This window comes from Pseudomonas sp. 2(2015), assembly GCF_000955865.1.
GTDB lineage: Bacteria > Pseudomonadota > Gammaproteobacteria > Pseudomonadales > Pseudomonadaceae > Aquipseudomonas.
The window spans coordinates 234550-254146 of sequence record NZ_JYOF01000002.1; the positions used below are offsets into that span (position 1 = coordinate 234550).

Annotated in this window: 13 protein-coding genes; 2 read left to right on the plus strand and 11 right to left on the minus strand. The window is 63.3% G+C overall.

Annotated elements, in window-relative coordinates; all coding sequences use genetic code 11:
• Positions 1-9: 9 nt before the first annotated feature.
• The gene (locus UB48_RS02650) at positions 10-900 is read right to left on the minus strand and encodes a LysR family transcriptional regulator (RefSeq protein ID WP_045193945.1); all 891 of its coding nucleotides are present in this window, start codon (positions 898-900) and stop codon (positions 10-12) included.
• Between the two features lie 120 nt (positions 901-1020).
• Between UB48_RS02650 and UB48_RS02655 the strand changes: the two genes are divergently transcribed.
• On the plus strand, positions 1021-2283 hold the full coding sequence (locus UB48_RS02655; protein WP_045193946.1) for an MFS transporter: 1263 nt from the start codon (positions 1021-1023) through the stop codon (positions 2281-2283).
• Between the two features lie 67 nt (positions 2284-2350).
• On the opposite strand, the gene UB48_RS02660 is transcribed toward UB48_RS02655, so the two are convergent.
• The 10 genes from UB48_RS02660 to pilM form a co-directional block, all read right to left on the minus strand.
• On the minus strand, positions 2351-2698 hold the full coding sequence (locus UB48_RS02660; protein ID WP_038997632.1) for a YgiW/YdeI family stress tolerance OB fold protein: 348 nt from the start codon (positions 2696-2698) through the stop codon (positions 2351-2353).
• A 139-nt stretch (positions 2699-2837) separates the two neighbouring features.
• Positions 2838-3899 carry a uroporphyrinogen decarboxylase gene (gene hemE, locus UB48_RS02665; RefSeq protein WP_045193947.1) on the minus strand — a complete coding sequence of 354 codons (1062 nt, stop codon included), beginning with the start codon at positions 3897-3899 and terminating at the stop codon, positions 2838-2840.
• A gap of 179 nt (positions 3900-4078) precedes the next feature.
• Entirely contained in the window at positions 4079-5497 is a 1419-nt protein-coding gene (locus UB48_RS02670) for an FAD-dependent oxidoreductase (protein ID WP_045193948.1), read from the minus strand.
• Positions 5498-5613: 116 nt separating this feature from the next.
• Entirely contained in the window at positions 5614-10059 is a 4446-nt protein-coding gene (gltB, locus tag UB48_RS02675) for a glutamate synthase large subunit (protein WP_045193949.1), read from the minus strand.
• A gap of 363 nt (positions 10060-10422) precedes the next feature.
• Positions 10423-12018, minus strand: a complete 1596-nt coding sequence (locus UB48_RS02680) for an SPOR domain-containing protein (RefSeq protein ID WP_045193950.1) — start codon at positions 12016-12018, stop codon at positions 10423-10425.
• 16 nt (positions 12019-12034) lie between these two features.
• On the minus strand, positions 12035-13132 hold the full coding sequence (gene aroB / locus UB48_RS02685; RefSeq protein WP_010222232.1) for a 3-dehydroquinate synthase: 1098 nt from the start codon (positions 13130-13132) through the stop codon (positions 12035-12037).
• Positions 13133-13231: 99 nt separating this feature from the next.
• Positions 13232-13750 (minus strand): shikimate kinase AroK, encoded by a 519-nt coding sequence (gene aroK, locus UB48_RS02690; protein ID WP_010222231.1) that lies wholly within the window; start codon positions 13748-13750, stop codon positions 13232-13234.
• Positions 13751-13754: 4 nt separating this feature from the next.
• Positions 13755-14996 (minus strand): type IV pilus secretin PilQ, encoded by a 1242-nt coding sequence (locus UB48_RS02695; RefSeq protein WP_045193951.1) that lies wholly within the window; start codon positions 14994-14996, stop codon positions 13755-13757.
• Positions 14997-15020: 24 nt separating this feature from the next.
• A complete protein-coding gene (locus tag UB48_RS02700; protein WP_156160159.1) occupies positions 15021-15875 on the minus strand; it encodes a pilus assembly protein PilP in 855 nt (284 codons plus the stop codon).
• Entirely contained in the window at positions 15872-16957 is a 1086-nt protein-coding gene (gene pilM, locus UB48_RS27025; protein ID WP_052676458.1) for a pilus assembly protein PilM, read from the minus strand. The genes UB48_RS02700 and pilM overlap by 4 nt, the downstream gene beginning before the upstream one ends.
• A gap of 135 nt (positions 16958-17092) precedes the next feature.
• On the opposite strand from pilM, the gene UB48_RS02710 reads away from it, so the two are divergent.
• Positions 17093-19546 (plus strand): penicillin-binding protein 1A, encoded by a 2454-nt coding sequence (locus UB48_RS02710; protein ID WP_177329133.1) that lies wholly within the window; start codon positions 17093-17095, stop codon positions 19544-19546.
• Positions 19547-19597: the final 51 nt, after the last annotated feature.

The following is a 19597-nucleotide window of genomic DNA, read 5'->3' on the forward strand; positions in this document are numbered from 1 at the left end:
TCAGCTGCGTTACAGGGCTTGCCGGGTCAACAGCTCGGCAAACGCCCTGGCCATCGCCGACGGCGCAGCGCGGCGCTGCACCAGCCATACCGCCGTCACCGCGTCGTCGTCGAGCAAGGTCCGGTACACCACGCCATCGATACGCATGCGCTGGAACGAAGCCGGCAACACCGATACCCCCAACCCCGCAGCCACCAGGCCGATGATGGTCATCGCCTCCCCCGCCTCCTGGGCAAAATGCGGACTGAACCCGGCCTGACGTGCCAGGCTCAGCAGTTGCGCATGCAGGCCACTGCCGTAGCTACGCGGAAAAAACACAAAGGGTTCGTGGGCCAGCTCGGCCATGTGCACCCCGGCTTCGCTGCCCTCGGCCAACGGGTGAGCGGCATTGATCACCGCCACCAGCGGCTCGCGAAACAGCTCGACGGCATTCAGGCTCTCGGGCAACGCCAACGGCCGCATCAGGCCGACTTCGATCGACTCGTCGAGCAAGGCATCGGCCACGTCGCGGCTGCTCATTTCCTTGAGGTTCAGGTGCACGGCCGGGAAGCGCTGGCGAAAGGCGTGAATGGCCTTGGGGATGCTCGAATTGAACGGCGCCGACGAAGTGAAGCCGATCTTCATCTCGCCCAGCTCGCCCAATTGCGCGCGCCGGGCGACATCGGCGGCCTTGTCGACCTGCGCCAGTACCAGCCGTGCCTCTTCAAGGAATAGCCGCCCGGCCTCGCTGAGCTCGACCCGACGATTGGTACGCTCGAACAGGCGCGCCCCCAGCTCCTGCTCCAGGGCCTGGATTTGCTGGCTCAACGGTGGTTGGGAGATCCCCAGGTTCTGCGCCGCCCGGCCAAAATGCAGCTCTTCGGCGACGGCAATGAAGTAGCGCAGGTGACGCAATTCCATGGCGGCTCCAATAGGTCGTAAAACCTCTTAAACAGGTCGAACAATATATTGGAAATGATCATTAGCCAGCTATATGCTTTTTTCACTGCCTGACAGGCCGTAGCGCCCCCGAGGTCACCCGTGAAAACTGCTGTTGCGCCACACGCCCACGAATTGCCGCCTGCTCCGCTCGACGAAATCGTCGCCACCCTCAATGAAAGCTGGATCGAAAAAGGCACCCCGGCCTTTTTGCGCACCGTACTGGCGCTGTTCTGCGGCGGCTTTGCCACCTTTGCCCTGCTGTACTGCGTACAGCCAATGATGCCGCTGCTGTCGCAGGAATTTTCCATCAGTGCCGCGCAGAGCAGCCTGATCCTCTCGGTGTCCACCGGCATGCTGGCCTTCGGGCTGCTGATCACCGGGCCGATTTCCGACCGCATCGGGCGCAAGCCAGTGATGGTCTTCGCCCTGTTCTGCGCCGCGCTGTGCACCATCGTCAGCGCCCTGATGCCCAGCTGGCAGGGCGTGCTGCTGACCCGCGCGCTGCTCGGGTTGTCGCTCAGCGGCCTGGCGGCGGTAGCCATGACGTACCTGAGCGAAGAGATCCACCCCCAGCACATTGGCCTGGCCATGGGCCTGTACATCGGTGGCAATGCCATCGGCGGCATGAGCGGGCGGTTGATCACCGGGGTGCTGATCGACTTTGTCAGCTGGCACACGGCGATGTTGGTGATCGGTGGCCTGGCGCTGATTGCTGCGGCGGTGTTCTGGAAGATCCTCCCCGAATCGCGCAACTTCCGCCCGCGCTCGCTGCACCCGCGCAGCCTGCTTGATGGATTCACCCTGCACTTTCGCGATGCTGGCCTGCCGTGGCTGTTCCTCGAAGCCTTCCTGCTGATGGGCGCGTTCGTCACCCTGTTCAACTACATCGGCTATCGCCTGCTGGCCGAACCCTATCACATGAGCCAGGCGCTGGTCGGGCTGCTGTCGGTGGTGTACCTGTCGGGCATCTACAGCTCGGCGCAGATCGGCGCCCTGGCCGACAAGCTGGGCCGGCGCAAGGTGTTCTGGGCAACCATTTTGCTGATGTTCAGCGGCTTGTTGATGACCCTGCTCAGCCCCTTGGCGCTGATTATCGTCGGCATGCTGGTGTTCACCTTCGGCTTTTTCGGCGCGCATTCGGTGGCCAGCAGCTGGATCGGCCGCCGGGCGACCAAGGCCAAGGGCCAGGCGTCGTCGTTGTACCTGTTCAGTTACTACGCGGGGTCGAGTGTGGCGGGTACAGCGGGCGGGGTGTTCTGGCATCAGGCGGGGTGGAACGGCATCGGCCTGTTCATCAGCAGCTTGCTGGTGGTGGCGTTGCTGGTGGCAGTGCACTTGAGCCGGTTGCCGGCCAAGGCTTGAGCTCAGGGCCGCTGCGCGGCCCATCGCCGGCAAGGCCGGCTCCCACAGGAGCTGGCCTGCCACTGGATCAGTTGATCACTTCAACCAGATCAACATCCACTTCACGGCTCATCAGGTGCTTTTCGACTTCTCCGGTCAGCTTGACCTTGGTCTTGTCGTTGAAGGCCACCGGCGGCAGGTCTTCGTCATCGATCTCGACGGTGATGGTGCCGGTGGTGTCCTTGAACTCGTACTTGTCATCGTTGTTCACTTTCTTGATGACGTAGCCTTGCAGCACAACCGGGGTGTCGTCAGCGGCGTCGTTAGCGGCGGCCACCGTGGTCACCGACTGGGCGCCAGGGCCGGTGTAGCCGGCGGCCAGGGCAGCGGTGCTGAACAACGGGGCAAGCAGCAGAGCGAGGTAACGGGTTTTCATGGTGAAGATCCTGTCTGGGTTTCGATGGAGCCAGATTACCCAGGCAGGCTGAATTGAACCTTAATGGCTGTGGGAGCGGGCTTACCCCGCGATTGCGCTGGTTCAGTCAGGTCGCAATCGCGGGTCAAGCCCGCGCCTACTAGTGGTATTGCGCCGACAGCTCGTGCACAGCGTTGATGAACGCGCCGGCGTGCTCCGGATCAACCTCGGGGGTGATGCCGTGGCCAAGGTTGAACACATGACCGCTGCCCTTGCCGTAGCTGGCGAGGATGCGCCCGACTTCGGCACGAATGGCCTCTGGCTTGGCGTACAGCACGGTCGGGTCCATGTTGCCCTGCAGGGCAACCTTGCTGCCGACGCGCTGGCGCGCTTCGCCGATGTCGCAGGTCCAGTCCAGGCCCAGGGCATCAGCGCCGGCATCGGCGATGCTTTCCAGCCACAGGCCGCCGTTCTTGGTGAAGAGAATGACCGGCACCTTGCGCCCTTCGTGCTCGCGGATCAGGCCGCTGACGATCTTGCGCATGTAGGCCAGGGAGAACTCCTGGTAGGCCGCCGCCGACAGGTTGCCGCCCCAGGTGTCGAAGATCTGCACCGCTTGTGCGCCGGCGAGGATCTGCCCGTTGAGGTAGCTGATGACCGACTGCGCGAGTTTGTCGAGCAGCAGGTGCATGGCCTGCGGATTGTCGTAGAGCATGGCCTTGGTCTTGCGGAAGTCTTTCGACGAGCCGCCTTCGACCATGTAGGTGGCCAGCGTCCAGGGGCTGCCGGAGAAGCCGATCAGCGGCACGCGGCCGTTGAGCTCGCGGCGGATGGTGCTGACCGCGTCCATGACGTAGCCCAGGTCCTTTTGCGGATCAGGGATCGGCAGCGCCTCGATATCGGCCAGGGTGCTGACGACCTTCTTGAAGCGCGGGCCTTCGCCGGTTTCGAAATACAGGCCCTGGCCCATGGCGTCGGGGATGGTGAGGATGTCCGAGAACAGGATCGCGGCGTCCAGCGGGTAGCGGTCCAGCGGCTGCAGGGTGACCTCGCAGGCAAACTGCGGGTTCATGCACAGGCTCATGAAGTCGCCGGCCTTGGCGCGGCTGGCGCGGTATTCCGGCAGGTAGCGGCCGGCCTGGCGCATCATCCACACCGGGGTGACGTCTACGGGTTGCTTGAGCAGGGCGCGCAGAAAACGATCGTTCTTCAAGGCAGTCATGTCGGCATCCGGAAAAAAAGTGGGGGCATTTTCTCAGAGCCCAACGTAAAAGGCACGGTATCAACCGTGCCTTTTGTCTATCGACTTGTGACAGGTCAATAGATTTTGTTGAATTCATCGCGGGTCAAGCCCGCTCCTACACAGGTTCTGTAGGAGCGGGCTTGTCCCGCGAAGCTGTTTCAGACGCCCAGGTAATCCAAGATCCCCTCGGCGGCATTGCGCCCCTCGAAGATCGCCGTCACCACCAGGTCGGAACCGCGGACCATGTCGCCACCGGCGAAGATCTTCGGGTTGCTGGTCTGGTGCTTGTAGGTGTTCTTCTCCGGCGCCACCACGCGGCCCTGGCTGTCGGTCTGGATGCTGAACTGCTCGAACCACGGCGCCGGGCTCGGACGGAAACCGAAGGCGATGACCACGGCATCGGCCGGGATGATCTCTTCGGAACCCGGGATCGGCTCGGGGCTGCGGCGGCCACGGGCGTCCGGCTCGCCGAGACGGGTCTCGACCACCTTCACACCTTCGACCTTGTCTTCCCCGACGATCGCGATCGGCTGGCGGTTGTAGAGGAACTTCACCCCCTCTTCCTTGGCGTTCTTCACCTCTTTGCGCGAGCCGGGCATGTTCGCCTCGTCACGACGGTAGGCACAGGTCACGGCCTTGGCGCCCTGGCGGATGGAGGTGCGGTTGCAGTCCATCGCCGTGTCGCCACCACCGAGGACCACGACCTTCTTGCCCTTCATGTCGACGAAATCTTCCGGCGACTTTTCAAAGCCCAGGTTGCGGTTGACGTTGGCCACCAGGAAGTCCAGGGCATCGTGCACGCCCGGCAGGTCTTCACCGGGGAAGCCGCCCTTCATGTAGGTGTAGGTGCCCATGCCCATGAACACCGCATCGTATTCCTCGAGCAGTTGCTCCATGCTGACATCCTTGCCCACCTCGGTATTGAGACGGAACTCGATGCCCATGCCGGTGAAGACTTCGCGGCGATTGCTCAGCACGGTCTTTTCCAGCTTGAACTCGGGGATGCCGAAGGTCAGCAAGCCGCCGATTTCCGGGTTGCGGTCGAACACCACCGGGGTTACCCCGCCGCGCACCAGTACGTCGGCGCAGCCCAGGCCGGCCGGGCCGGCGCCGATGATGGCGACGCGCTTGCCGGTCGGCTTGACCTTGGACATGTCCGGGCGCCAGCCCATGGCGAAGGCGGTGTCGGTGATGTACTTCTCCACCGAACCGATGGTCACCGCGCCGAAGCCGTCGTTAAGGGTACAGGCACCCTCGCACAGGCGGTCCTGCGGGCACACCCGGCCGCAGACTTCCGGCAGGGTGTTGGTCTGATGCGACAGCTCCGCGGCGGCGAGGATGTTGCCTTCGGAAACCAGCTTCAACCAGTTGGGGATGAAGTTGTGCACCGGGCACTTCCACTCGCAGTACGGGTTGCCACAACCCAGGCAGCGGTGGGCCTGCTCGGCCGATTGCTGGGGTTTGAAGGGTTCGTAGATTTCCACGAACTCTTTCTTGCGTTGACGCAACAGTTTCTTCTTCGGATCCTTGCGCCCGACCTCGATGAACTGGAAGTCATTGCTGAGACGTTCAGCCATTTTCAATACCTCTTTACCGCAGTTGCTAGCTTCAAGCTGCAAGCTGCAAGACGATCACGTGGGCCGGCAAACCTCGTACTGCTTTGAACTTGCAGCTTGAGGCTTGCCGCTTGCCGCTACTGCGGGTTGGCACGGGTGCTGGACAGCAGGTTCTTCAGGTTGGCCGCCTTCGGCTTGACCAGCCAGAAGCGCCGCACGTAATCGTCCAGGTTTTCCCAGAGCTCACGACCCCATTCGCTGTTGGTTTCTTCGACGTATTCAGCCAGCACGCGCTGCAGGTGGCTGCGATAAGCCTCCATGGCCTCGCCGCTGATGCGCTGGATCTCGACCAGTTCGTGGTTGAGCTTGTCGACGAAGCTGTTGTCCATGTCCAGCACGTAGGCAAAACCACCGGTCATGCCCGAGCCGAAGTTGTAGCCGGTCTTGCCCAGAACGCAGACAAAGCCACCGGTCATGTACTCACAGCAGTGATCGCCCGTGCCCTCGACAATCGCGTGGGCACCGGAGTTGCGCACGGCAAAGCGCTCGCCCGCGGTACCGGCGGCGAACAGCTTGCCGCCCGTGGCACCATACAGGCAGGTGTTACCGATGATGGCGCTGTGCTGGGTGGCGAACGGGCTGCCCGCAGGCGGCACAATCACCAGCTTGCCACCGGTCATGCCTTTGCCGACGTAGTCGTTGGCATCGCCTTCGAGGTACATGTTCAGGCCACCGGCGTTCCACACCCCGAAGCTCTGCCCGGCAGTGCCCTTGAAGCGGAAAGTGATCGGTGCCTTGGCCATGCCCTGGTTGCCGTGCAGACGGGCGATTTCGCCGGAGATCCGCGCGCCGATGGAGCGGTCGCAGTTGCAGATGTCCAGCTCGAACTCGGCGCCCGACAGGTCGCGAATGGCCGGCAGGGCCATGTCGACCATCTTCTCGGCCAGCACGCCCTTGTCGAACGGCGGGTTGCGGTCGACTTCGCAGAACTGCGGCTTGTCGGCCGGCACGTGTGGGCTGCCCAGCAACGGGCTGAGGTCCAGGTGTTTCTGCTTCTCGGTTTCGCCGGGGAGCATTTCCAGCAGGTCGGTACGCCCGATCAGCTCGCCGAGGCTGCGCACACCCAGCTTGGCCAGCCACTCGCGGGTTTCTTCGGCGACGTAGGTGAAGAAATTCACCACCATGTCGACGGTGCCGATGTAGTGATCCTTGCGCAGCTTGTCGTTCTGGGTGGCGACGCCGGTGGCGCAGTTGTTCAGGTGACAGATACGCAGGTATTTGCAGCCCAGGGCGATCATCGGCGCGGTACCGAAACCGAAGCTTTCGGCGCCGAGGATGGCCGCCTTGATCACGTCGAGGCCGGTTTTCAGGCCGCCGTCGGTCTGCACCCGGACCTTGCCGCGCAAATCGTTGCCGCGCAGGGTCTGATGGGTTTCGGCCAGGCCCAGTTCCCACGGCGCGCCGGCGTACTTGATCGAGGTCAGCGGCGAAGCGCCGGTGCCACCGTCATAGCCGGAGATGGTGATCAGATCGGCATAGGCCTTGGCCACGCCGGCGGCGATGGTGCCAACACCGGCTTCTGCCACCAGTTTGACCGAGACCAGCGCCTGCGGGTTGACCTGCTTGAGGTCGAAGATCAGCTGCGAGAGGTCTTCGATCGAGTAGATGTCGTGGTGCGGCGGAGGCGAAATCAGGGTCACGCCAGGCACGGCGTAACGCAGCCGGGCGATCAGGCCGTTGACCTTGCCGCCTGGCAGTTGGCCGCCTTCACCCGGCTTGGCGCCCTGGGCAACCTTGATCTGCAGCACTTCGGCGTTGACCAGATACTCGGGAGTGACGCCAAAGCGGCCGGTGGCCACCTGCTTGATCTTCGAGCTCTTGATGGTGCCGTAGCGGGCCGGGTCTTCGCCGCCCTCACCGGAGTTGGAGCGCGCGCCCAGGCGGTTCATCGCCTCGGCCAGAGCTTCGTGAGCCTCCGGCGACAGCGCGCCGAGGGAGATACCGGCCGAGTCGAAGCGCTTGAGGATCGCTTCCAGCGGTTCGATCTCGCTCAACTCCAGCGGCTGCTCCAGGGTTTTCACCTTGAGCAGGTCGCGGATCATCGACACCGGACGCTTGTCGACCAGTGCGGTGTATTCCTTGAACTTGGCGTAGTCGCCCTGCTGCACGGCGGCCTGCAGGGTGTTGACCACGTCCGGGTTGTAGGCGTGGTACTCGCCACCATGGACGAACTTCAGCAGGCCACCCTGCTGGATCGGCTTGCGCGCGCTCCAGGCTTCGGCGGCGAGCAGCTTCTGCTCATTCTCGATGTCGACGAAGCGTGCGCCCTTGAGGCGGCTGGCAACGCCACGGAAGCTCAGGTTGACCACCTCTTCCGAAAGGCCGACGGCTTCGAACAGCTGTGCACCCCGGTAGGAACCGACGGTCGAGATGCCCATCTTCGAGAGGATCTTCAACAGGCCCTTGGAGATGCCCTTGCGGTAGTACTTGAAGACTTCTTCAAGATCACCGAGCACTTCGCCGGTACGGATCAGGTCGGCCAGCACTTCGTAGGCCAGATACGGGTACACCGCCGAAGCGCCGAAGCCGATCAGCACGGCAAAGTGATGCGGGTCGCGGGCGGTGGCGGTTTCCACCAGGATGTTGCTGTCGCAGCGCAAGCCCAGTTCAGTCAGGCGGTGATGCACCGCACCGACGGCCAGCGAGGCATGCACCGGCAGTTTGCCCGGGGCGATATGGCGGTCGCTCAGCACCAGCTGGGTCTTGCCGCTGCGCACGGCTTCTTCGGCCTGATCGGCGATGTTGCGCACCGCCGCTTCCAGGCCCAGGCTCTCGACGTAGTTGAGGTCGATCAACTGACGCTCGAAGCCGGGGCGGTCGAGGTTCATCAGCGAGCGCCACTTGGCGGGCGAGATCACCGGCGAGCTGAGGATCACCCGCGAGGCGTGCTCTGGGGATTCCTGGAAGATGTTGCGCTCGGCGCCCAGGCAGATCTCCAGCGACATGACGATCGCTTCACGCAGCGGGTCGATCGGCGGGTTGGTGACCTGGGCGAATTGCTGGCGGAAGTAGTCGTAGGTCGAACGCACGCGCTGCGAAAGAATCGCCATCGGCGTGTCGTCGCCCATCGAGCCGACCGCTTCCTGGCCTTGTTCGCCGAGCGGACGCAGCACCTGGTCACGCTCTTCGAAGGTGACCTGGAACATCTTCATATACTGCTTAAGCTGGTCAGCATCGTAGCTGGCCACGCCCTGGTCATCGCTGAGGTCGGCCTGGATGCGCAGGGCATTCTGGCGCAGCCAGCGCTTGTACGGGTGGCGCGACTTGAGGCGGTTGTCGATGGCATCGGTGTCGAGGATCTGCCCGGTTTCGGTGTCCACGGCAAAGATCTGCCCCGGGCCGACCCGGCCCTTGGCGATTACGTCTTCAGGCTTGTAATCCCATACGCCGATTTCCGACGCCAGGGTGATGTAGCCGTTCTTGGTCGTGACCCAGCGCGCCGGGCGCAGGCCGTTGCGGTCGAGCAGGCACACCGCATGGCGGCCTTCGGTCAGTACCACGCCGGCCGGGCCGTCCCATGCTTCCATGTGCATGGAGTTGTATTCGTAGAACGCGCGCAGGTCGGCGTCCATGGTCTCGACGTTCTGCCACGCCGGCGGAATGATCATGCGCACGCCGCGGAACAGGTCGATGCCGCCGGTGACCATCAGTTCGAGCATGTTGTCCATGCTCGAGGAGTCGGAACCGACGCGGTTGACCAGCGGGCCGAGTTCTTCGAGGTCCGGGATCAGGTCGTTGGCGAACTTGGTGCGCCGCGCCTGGGCCCAGTTGCGGTTACCGGTGATGGTGTTGATCTCGCCGTTGTGGGCGAGGAAGCGGAACGGTTGCGCCAGCGGCCATTTCGGCAGGGTGTTGGTGGAGAAGCGCTGGTGGAACACGCAGATCGCGGTTTGCAGGCGCTCGTCGCTGAGGTCCGGATAGAAGGCGGCGAGGTCCGCCGGCATCATCAGGCCTTTGTAGATGATGGTTTTGTGCGAAAAGCTGCAGATGTAGTGGTCGGTGTCGGCGGCGTTGGCCACCGAAGAGCGACGACGCGAACTGAACAGCTTGATCGCGAATTCCTGATCGCTCAGGCCTTCACCGCCAATGAACACCTGCTCGATCTGCGGCAGGCGCTCCAGGGCCAGGCGGCCGAGGACGCTGGTGTCGATCGGCACTTTGCGCCAGCCCACCAGTTGCAGGCCGGCCGCGAGGATCTCGCGGTTCATGTTGGCGCGCGCGGCTTCAGCCTTGGCGTTGTCCTGATTGAAGAACACCATGCCGACCGCATATTGCTTGGGCAGCTCAGTGGCGAACTGTTCGCGGGCCACGGCACGCAGGAACTGATCGGGCTTTTGCATGAGCAGACCGCAACCGTCGCCGGTCTTGCCGTCGGCGTTGATCCCACCGCGGTGGGTCATGCAGGTCAGGGCCTGGATGGCCGTTTGCAAAAGGTGGTGGCTGGGTTCGCCCGTCATATGGGCGATCAGGCCGAAACCACAGTTATCCTTGAATTCTTCGGGATGGTACAGACCTGTTTTCATAGACACTTTCTCACCAGGTTCGCCTCTCACCAAGGCAAATCTTTTTTTAGTACAACCACTTACCATCCACGCCGAACGAATGCCAGCTTTGCGGGGGCAATAGGGGAGCCATTGTTGCACAGCGACAGGGAAGCCCACAAATTTACGACGAATTGCCGTAAGTCCATGTCGCATTTTTGAATGTTTTTAAGCGTGCGCCGTGGTAACGGCATGGCTTGAGTCTGAAGCGTTTCAGCCTGGACTGCAAGAACGGCTTGTGGCCGGCAGTCTGGGACAGAAAAGCCTGCCGCGCAGTACGCAGCAGGCTTGACCGATGTTCAGGAGTCGCTCAGCAGGTGGCGGGGGTAGTGCCACCAGGCTATATCAGCGGGTCGAGGCCAGTTCTTGTTGGACGCTGGCGACGGTACGAGGCCAAGGTTTACCAGCCTGGACCTTGGCTGGCAAGGCCTTGATTGCAGCCAGGGCGGCATCACGGCTGGCGAAGTTGCCGTAGGTGATGACGTACAGCGGCTTGCCCTGCAGGGTTTTCTTGAAGTAGCGATAGTCGCCACCCTGAGCCTTGACGTAGGCCTGGGCCGATGCTTCGGAGCTGGTGCCGAGGATTTGCACGACATAATTGCCCGGCTTCTGCCCGGCGTACCAGCTACCACCGGCTGCGGGCTTGGCGGCCGGCTTCTCGACAGGCTTGGGCGCAGGCTTGGCGGTTGCAACCTGGGTTGGCGCAGGCTTGGCTGCAGGAGCAACCGGCTTGCTGGCAACAGGTGCTACCGACTGCTGCACAGGTGCAACCGGTTGCGCAGGGGTTGGTGCGGGGCCAGCGGTGACACCTGCCGGTGGCGCGATAGTGGTGACGGTCGGCGGAGTAGACGGCTGCAGCGCGGTTTCGCCGGCTGGCGTCGACTCTTCGCCTTCACCCATGCCGGTAGACTCGGCCAGCGGGCCACGCATGACCGGTTGCGACTGACCTACCAGCGGCAGTGGCATCGGCTGCGAATTGCCGGCGAATTCGATCGCCGGGCCGCCGTTGTTCGATTGGGCATTGCCTGGCTGACCTTCGCCCAGCGGCAGTTGCGCCTGTTCGGCAGGGGCAGTTGGCGCCTGATCACCCTTCTTCGGCATCAGCACGGCGGCCGCGACGGCGACCACGACAACTGCAGACAGCGCCAGCACATGTTTCTTCGGCATATTGAACCCCATTGATGGTCGCTTCGCCGTGGTCCGGCTGGCGATCATGGCTTCGATCAAGGTATCGCGGGCAACCTGGTTGATAGTCCCGGGCCAGCCGTCAGAGTTTTGGTGAATATCAACGATCTGCTCACTGCTGAACACTTCGATGCCCCGCCCGGCACCTTCCAGGCGCTGCTCGAGGTATTCACGGGTTTCTTCTTCGCTGTAGGGCTCAAGCTCGATGACATGAAAGCGCTCCTGCTCGGCATTGAGCTCTTCCAGCCCGGCGATCAGTGACGGCTCGCCAAACAGGAAGACATGCGGACGCCCTTCCGGGGTACCCGCCGCCAACTCCAGCAAGGCTTGGAGTGCCGACTCGCCAAGTTGTTCCGCATCGTCCACCAGCAGATAGACTTCCTGCCCGGTCAGCGCCAGTTGTACCACCTGGGCAAGGATGTCCGGGACTTCAGCCTGGGCCACGCCCAATGACTGGGCCACCTGGCCGAGCAGGCTGGCGGCATCGCTGGCGCCACGGGCGGAAACCACCACGCTCTGCACCGATTGCTTGTTGGTGCTGGCCACCAGGGCCTGGCGCAGCAGGGTCTTGCCACTGCCTTGAGGGCCAGTGACCACCAGCAGCAACTGGCTGTAGCGGGCCAGGTGGTGCAATTGGCCGAGTACCGGCTTGCGCTGGGCTGGGAAGAATTTGAAACCCGGCACCCGTGCAGCGAAGGGGTCGTGGTTCAACTGGTAATGGCCGAGAAAGGCCTCGTCGGCATGCAAACTAGTCATCGGACGCTCATCAACCTCAAAGCTGGGCCACGATCGCGCGGTAATCCGCGGCCAGCGTGGCCTGAAGAATCTCTTTCGGATAGTCGTCGGTGACCACCGCTTCGCCCATGCGGCGCAGCAGGACCAGACGCAGACGACCGTCGAGTACCTTTTTATCTACTGCCATGTGTTCCATGAACTGCGCCGGGGTCATCTCGGCGGGCGGCACCACCGGCAAGCCTGCGTTCTGGAACAGACGGATACCACGGTCACGCTCCTGCTGGCTGATCCAGCCCAGGCGCATGGACATTTCCAGGGCCATTACAGTGCCCGCCGCGACGGCCTCACCGTGAAGCCACACACCATAGCCCATGTGGGTCTCGATGGCGTGACCGAAGGTGTGGCCCAGGTTCAGCGTGGCACGCACGCCCGACTCGCGCTCATCGGCGCCCACTACCGCAGCCTTGGCCGCGCAGGAACGACGAATGGCCTCGGTCAGCGCCACCTGGTCAAGGCCGCGCAAGGCCTGCATATGCTCTTCGAGCCAGCCAAGGAAGGGTTCGTCACAAATCAGGCCGTATTTGATCACTTCGGCCAGGCCCGCCGACAGCTCGCGCGGCGGCAGGCTATTGAGGCTGCGGGTGTCGATCAGCACCGCGTTGGGCTGATAGAAGGCACCGACCATGTTCTTGCCCAGCGGGTGGTTGATGCCGGTCTTGCCGCCTACCGACGAATCGACCTGGGACAACAAGGTAGTCGGCACCTGGATGAAATCCACGCCGCGCTGGTAGCAGGCGGCGGCAAAGCCGGCCATGTCGCCGATCACCCCGCCGCCAAGCGCTACCACGGTAGTGCGGCGGTCGTGGCGGGCGGTCAGCAGCGCATCGAAGATCAACTGCAGGGTTTCCCAGTTCTTGTAGGCCTCGCCGTCGGGCAACACCACCGGCAGTACCGAATAGGCACCCAGGGTCTTGCTCAGGCGTTCGAGATAGAGGGGTGCGACAGTCTCGTTGGACACGATGGCGACCTGCCGGCCAGCGATATGCGGCGCCAGCAGTTCAGGTTGATCCAGCAGGCCTTCGCCAATGTAGATCGGGTAGCTACGTTCGCCCAATTCGACCTTTAGTGTCTGCATGTGTCCCCACAATGAACTAGGCGCGGCATCGATGGCTCGAACCGCGCGATAACGGTGTGCCCTGTCACGGCATGACTGGTCGCCGAGGATAGTCCTGGCTTAACGGGGCGGCAACTTCTGCAAGCGCTCGAGAATATCCTGCACCACCATTCGCGGTGGCCGTTCGTCGGTTTCCACCACCAGATCGGCGATCTCGCGATAAAGCGGGTCACGAACTTCCAGCAGCGCGCGCAAAGTCGCCTCCGGGTTGGCGGTACGCAGCAACGGCCGGTTGCGATCACGCGAGGTGCGTCCGACCTGCTGCTCGACCGAGGCGTGCAGGTACACCACTCGCCCGCCGGCATGCAGGGCCTGACGGTTGGCATCGCGCATTACCGCGCCGCCACCGGTAGCCAGCACCACGCCATCGAACGCGCAGAGCTCGGCGATCATCGCCTGCTCGCGGTCACGAAAGCCCGGCTCGCCTTCCTTATCGAAGATCCACGGGATATTGGCGCCGGTGCGCAATTCAATTTCCTTGTCGGAATCCTTGAACGGCAGGCGCAGCTCTTTGGCCAGCAGGCGGCCGATGGTGCTTTTGCCAGCACCCATCGGCCCCACAAGTATCAAATTTCGCACAGAATCAACGACTCACAGCAATCGCCTGGTCACTCATGATACGCGGAGTCAGGAAGACCAGCAGCTCGGATTTTTTCTCTTGTAGAACATCGCGACGAAACAGCCGCCCAACATACGGCACATCGCCGAAAAATGGCACCTTGTCGACAACTTTACTTTGCACCGTCGAGTACACGCCGCCGATGACGATGGTCTCACCATCATTGATACGCACCTTGGCGTTGACCTCGTTTTTACGGATCGCCGGCACGTGATCCAGGGCGTTGAGGTAGTCGGGCTCGTCCTTGGTCACCTTGACTACCATGATTACCCGGTTGTCCGGGGTGATCTGCGGGGTGACCTCAAGGGACAGCGAGGCCTCGCGGAAGGTCACCGAGGTAGCGCCGCTGCCGCTGGTTTCCTGATACGGCACCTCGGTGCCCTTGAGGATCCGCGCAGTTTCCTTGTCAGCGGTGACGACCTTGGGCTGGGAAATGATTTCGCCGTTGCCGGTGCGCTCCATGGCGCTCAGTTCCAGGTCGAGCAGCGCACTGTTGCGCACCAGGCCAAAGCCGATACTCGACGATGCCCGGTCCGCGCCAAGGTCGACGAAGGTATCGCCACCGCCCAGGCTCAAGCCCTTGCCCAGCTGCACCTGGCCGCCCCAGCGCACACCCAGGCTCTTTTCAAAATCGACGTTGGCCTCGACGATCCGCGCCTCGATCATGACCTGGCGTACCGGCACATCGAGTTCGCCGATCAACCTGCGCAGCTCTTCCAGACGTTCCGGCGACTGGCTGGCGACCAGGGTGTTGGTGCGCTCATCGACACTTAGCGAACCATGGCTGGCGCCGCCGGCCTCATGGGCCATCAGGCTGTGGAAAAGCTCGGCGATATCGGTGGCCCTGGCGTGGTGGATCGGTATCAGCTCGCGCCGCGACGGCGCGGACCCGGCCAGTTCGGCAAGCGGTGCGACCAGCAATACATTGCCATTCTTGCGCTGCTCCAGGCCCTTGCTGCGCAGCACCAGCTCCAGCGCCTGGTCCCAGGGCACATCCTGCAAGCGCAAGGTCACCTTGCCCTGCACCGCATCACTGGCCACCAGGTTGACCCCGGAAAAATCAGCCAGCACCTGCAGTACCGTACGCACCTCGACATCCTGAAAATTCAATGACAGCGGCTCACCGCCGTACAGTTGCTTGCCCGCAAACGCGCCGGCAGACAGGCAACAGCCTATCAGCACCGCAACCACAGCTCCCTTGCCCATCGATGACCTCCCTGGTCGGCACCTTCAGCGCAGGGCGAGAGTTCGCCGCCGCGCTTGCCAGCCTTGGCCGGCAACAAAAACCTGCTGGATGACCTCGACATGGCGCTCGCCAATCTCGGCCACCTGCCCCTGGTCACGACCCAAGCGGTCACCGACCTGCAGCCGATGCACGCGGCCATCAGCCTGGATCAGCGCGTAGCGCACGCCGCGACTGGCGAGGCTGCCGACCATTTCCAGCTGCTCCAGCGCCAGGCGCTGCAAGACATCGGCCTGCACCGCCAGCGCAGATGGAGCGAATGGATTGCGCAGCATCGCAACCGGCCGTCGCTGCGCCGCCTGTGGCTGCGCGCCAGGGGCCAACTGCGGCTGCGAGCGAGGCTGGTATGAGCGAACCTGCAATTCCATGTGCAGCAACTGCGCATCGGCCGGCTTCAGCGAAAGCCCTTGCACGGTAATCAGCCGCGGCTGCGCGGCCAGGTCCGCGAAAAATTCGGCAAGCGCCGAAAAGGCGCCACGCAAGCGCAGTTGCACGGGCAGTTCCAAGTAATGCTCAGCGGTCGACGCTTGGACTACCTGCAACTGTTCAATGGCCACTTCATGGGCCTCGGCCAGGCGGGAGAGCAACTCGAACACGGCAGGCTCGGCGCTCCCTGCCGACAATTGCCAGCGCGCTTGCTGCAAGCCGCTGTGCAATTCGGCCGTTGGCTCAACGCTGTCTGCGTTGGCGTGCGCCAAGGCATCGACCATCAGCGCCGCCTGCGTCATCAGCGGCCGTAAATGCACGGCGTAAGCCAGGCCTGCCAGAAGCGCCAGCAAACCCGTCAGCATCAACGCCTGTACTGGCCAGGCTCGACTTGCCAGCACACCGCAGAAGCTCAAGGTGCAACCTCAAGGGCTGCTACCAGCTCAAACGCATGCCCCTCCTCGACCGCACTTAGCTGCTGCAATTCGGCAGTACTGATCAAGGATGAAGACTTCAGGCGGTCTGCCAGTTCCGCAACCAGGGCAGCCGAACCGGCCATGCCGGCAAGCCTCAGCCCAGCTGGCTCCTGGCTCAGTGCGGTCAGGTACACGCCATCGGGCATGGCCCGCTCAACCTGCTCGAAGACATCCACGGCGAAATGCCGGCCAGCCTGCAAGCGTTGCAACTGCCTCAGTTCCTGCCGCAAAGCCTCGGGCTCCAGTTGCCCGCCGGGCGGGCTGAGCGACTGCTGCTGCATGACGCCACGAAAATGCTGGTCGATGAGACCACTGGCAACGGCAACCAGCAGCACAACACTTGCACAGCCTGCCTGAAACCCTCGAGTACGCAGACGCTGGCGGCGCTCGCGCCATGGCAACAAATTAAGTCGCACGCCGCCCATGGCCAGGGCGCAGGCCACGCTCAGGCTCGAGCCCGCGTGGTCCAGTTCGGCGTCGAGCGCTACTGCCGGAGCACGCCGCAGCGCCTGGCTATCGATCTCCAGCACCCGTGCATTGAGCCCGGCGACTTCAAAGGTGGCCTCAAGTGTTTCCAGCAAACCGCGATGACAGGCCGCGACCTGAACGCTCACCGCATCAGCGCCAGCCGGCGCCTGCAGCCGGTAATCCAGCGCGGTGTCTTCAAGGTCGAAGGGAATGAACTGCTCAGCGGCATCGTGCACCTGCGCAGCCACTTCAGCATCGGCCAGACCCGCTGGCAGGCTTATCGATTTGCTGATAGCCCGCGCCGCCGGCAAGGCCACGGCGGCTTGCCGACAGCGGCTGCCACTGCGCTGCAGCGCGCGTTTCAGGGCCAGGCCGACCACCTCAGGGTCGGCAATCCAGCCGTCGAGCATGGCCCCGACAGGCAGCGGTTCAAGCGCCCAGGCCCGCACGCGCCACGCGCCTTTGCGCCGGTGCAATTGCACCAGTCGGATAGACGGCGGGGCAATTTCTACCCCCAGGAGTGAACCGGCATCCATGCCGAAGCGTCCAAGCATTGGTTTTTTCCTTGCTGGCGACAGCCGCGTGCGTAACGCGGCGAGTTGAAAAATGCTTATAATGCCCAGCGTTTATCCTTTGTCCGCTGGCCCCGCGCGCAACCCATTCTTTTATCTGGACGCCCTAAAGCCTTGATACGCCTGCTGAAGTTCTTCTGGTGGTCTTTCGTCGCAGTCATCTGCGCGCTCGTGCTCGGTCTGAGCGGCGCATTTCTGTATCTTAGCCCCAGCTTGCCCTCGGTAGAGGCCCTCAGAAGCATCCAGTTGCAGATCCCTTTGCGGGTCTACAGCAGCGACGGCAAGCTGATCGCCGAGTTCGGCGAAATGCGCCGCTCGCCCATCCGTTTTGCCGACATTCCGCCGCATTTCATCCAGGCTTTGCTGTCGGCTGAAGACGACAATTTCGCCAATCACTACGGCGTTGACCCCAGCAGCCTGATGCGTGCTGCAACACAATTGCTCAAGTCCGGGCACATCCAGACCGGCGGCAGCACCATCACCATGCAGGTGGCGAAGAACTTCTTCCTCAGCAGCGAACGCAGCTTCTCGCGCAAGACCAACGAGATTCTCCTGGCCCTGCAGATCGAACGCGAACTGACCAAGGACGAGATCCTCGAGCTGTACGTCAACAAGATCTACCTGGGCAACCGCGCCTACGGCATCGAGGCCGCCGCGCAGGTGTACTACGGCAAGTCGATCCGCGATGTCAGCCTGGCGCAGATGGCGATGATCGCCGGCCTGCCGAAAGCGCCGTCGCGCTTCAACCCACTGGCCAACCCGGTGCGCGCCAAAGAGCGCCGCGACTGGATCCTGGGGCGCATGTACAAGCTCGGCAAAATTGATGAAGCCAGCTACCAGACAGCATTGGCCGAACCGATCAACGCCAGCTACCACGTGCCGACCCCAGAAGTTAACGCACCCTACATCGCCGAGATGGCCCGCGCCGAAATGGTCGGCCGCTACGGCAGCGATGCCTACACCGAAGGCTTCCGCGTCACCACCACGGTGCCGAGCGACCTGCAGGAAATCGCCAACAAAGCCGTACTCAACGGCCTCACCGCCTACGACGAGCGTCATGGTTACCGCGGCCCCGAGTCGCGCTTCCCGGGTAAGACCCGTGACGCCTGGCTGCAGGAACTGAGCAAGCAACGCCCGCTGGGCGGCCTGGAGCCGGTGATCGTCACCGAAGTCAGCAAGACCGGCCTGCAGGTGCTGACCCGCGCCGGTAACCAGGAGTCGGTGGCCTGGGAGACCATGAAGTGGGCCCGCCCGTTCCTCAACACCAACAGCCAGGGCCGTGCACCACAGCAGCCTGCCGACGTTGCCCAGGTCGGCGACCTGATTCGCGTGCAGCGCCTGGACGACGGCAGCCTCAAATTCAGCCAGGTGCCGGGGGCGCAGAGCGCGCTGGTATCGCTGGACCCGAACAGTGGTGCGATCCGCGCCCTGGTCGGCGGTTTCTCGTTCGAGCAGAGCAACTACAACCGCGCCATGCAGGCCAAGCGTCAGCCGGGCTCGAGCTTCAAGCCGTTCGTGTACAGCGCCGCGCTGGACAACGGCTACACCGCCGCCAGCCTGGTCAACGACGCGCCGATCGTATTTGTCGACGAATACCTGGACAAGGTCTGGCGGCCGAAAAACGACACCAACACCTTCCTCGGCCCGATCCGCATGCGCGAGGCGCTGTACAAGTCGCGCAACCTGGTATCGATCCGCCTGCTGCAGGCCATGGGCGTAGGCCCGACCATCGACTACATCAGCAAGTTCGGCTTCAACAAGCAGGACCTGCCGCCCAACCTGTCGCTGGCCCTGGGCACCGCAACCCTGACGCCGATGGAAATCGCCACCGGCTGGAGCACCTTTGCCAACGGCGGCTACAAGATCAGCCCATACCTGATCGAACGCATCGAGAGCCGCAACGGCGAGACCCTGTTCACTGCCAACCCGCCACGGGTCCCGCAAAGCGAACAGGTCGAAGCCGGCATCGCCGCCCCCGAGCAGCCGATCAGCACCCAGCTGCCGGGCGAAGGCCTGAGCACCGTGGCCAGCGATCCGGCCGCCGCCGTCGCCCAGCCGCCGGCCGTGGCCGAGCGCATCATTGACGGGCGCACCAGCTATATCCTCACCAGCATGCTCCAGGACGTGATCAAGCGCGGTACCGGGCGCCGCGCCCTGGCCCTGGGCCGTACCGACCTTGCCGGCAAGACCGGTACCACCAACGAATCCAAGGACGCCTGGTTCTCCGGCTACAACGCCGACTACGTAACCACCGTCTGGACCGGCTTCGACCAACCGGAAACCCTCGGCCGCCGCGAGTATGGCGGCACCGTGGCCCTGCCGATCTGGATGAGCTACATGGGCGCTGCACTCAAAGACAAGCCCAACCATGCCCCGGCCGAGCCGGAAGGCATCCTCAGCCTGCGCGTCGATCCGGTCAGCGGCCGGGCGGCGACGCCAAGCACGCCGAACGCCTACTTCGAGCTGTTCAAGGCCGAAGACACGCCGCCGTCGGTCAACGAGCTGGGTAACGGCAGCGCACCAGGCAGCCCGCTGCCAGCAGACGAAGCGGCGCCGATCGATCTGTTCTGATGACAGAGGCTCCCACAGATTCTTTGTGGGAGCTGGCCTTGCCAGCGATGA

What these genes read in the sequence shown, in the direction of transcription:
- UB48_RS02650 (WP_045193945.1), bottom strand. Translation starts at nt 900, where the DNA reads ATGGAATTGCGTCACCTGCGCTACTTCATTGCCGTCGCCGAAGAGCTG.
- UB48_RS02660 (WP_038997632.1), bottom strand. Translation starts at nt 2,698, where the DNA reads ATGAAAACCCGTTACCTCGCTCTGCTGCTTGCCCCGTTGTTCAGCACC.
- hemE (WP_045193947.1), bottom strand. Translation starts at nt 3,899, where the DNA reads ATGACTGCCTTGAAGAACGATCGTTTTCTGCGCGCCCTGCTCAAGCAA.
- UB48_RS02670 (WP_045193948.1), bottom strand. Translation starts at nt 5,497, where the DNA reads ATGGCTGAACGTCTCAGCAATGACTTCCAGTTCATCGAGGTCGGGCGC.
- gltB (WP_045193949.1), bottom strand. Translation starts at nt 10,059, where the DNA reads ATGAAAACAGGTCTGTACCATCCCGAAGAATTCAAGGATAACTGTGGT.
- UB48_RS02680 (WP_045193950.1), bottom strand. Translation starts at nt 12,018, where the DNA reads ATGACTAGTTTGCATGCCGACGAGGCCTTTCTCGGCCATTACCAGTTG.
- aroB (WP_010222232.1), bottom strand. Translation starts at nt 13,132, where the DNA reads ATGCAGACACTAAAGGTCGAATTGGGCGAACGTAGCTACCCGATCTAC.
- UB48_RS02695 (WP_045193951.1), bottom strand. Translation starts at nt 14,996, where the DNA reads ATGGGCAAGGGAGCTGTGGTTGCGGTGCTGATAGGCTGTTGCCTGTCT.
- pilM (WP_052676458.1), bottom strand. Translation starts at nt 16,957, where the DNA reads ATGCTTGGACGCTTCGGCATGGATGCCGGTTCACTCCTGGGGGTAGAA.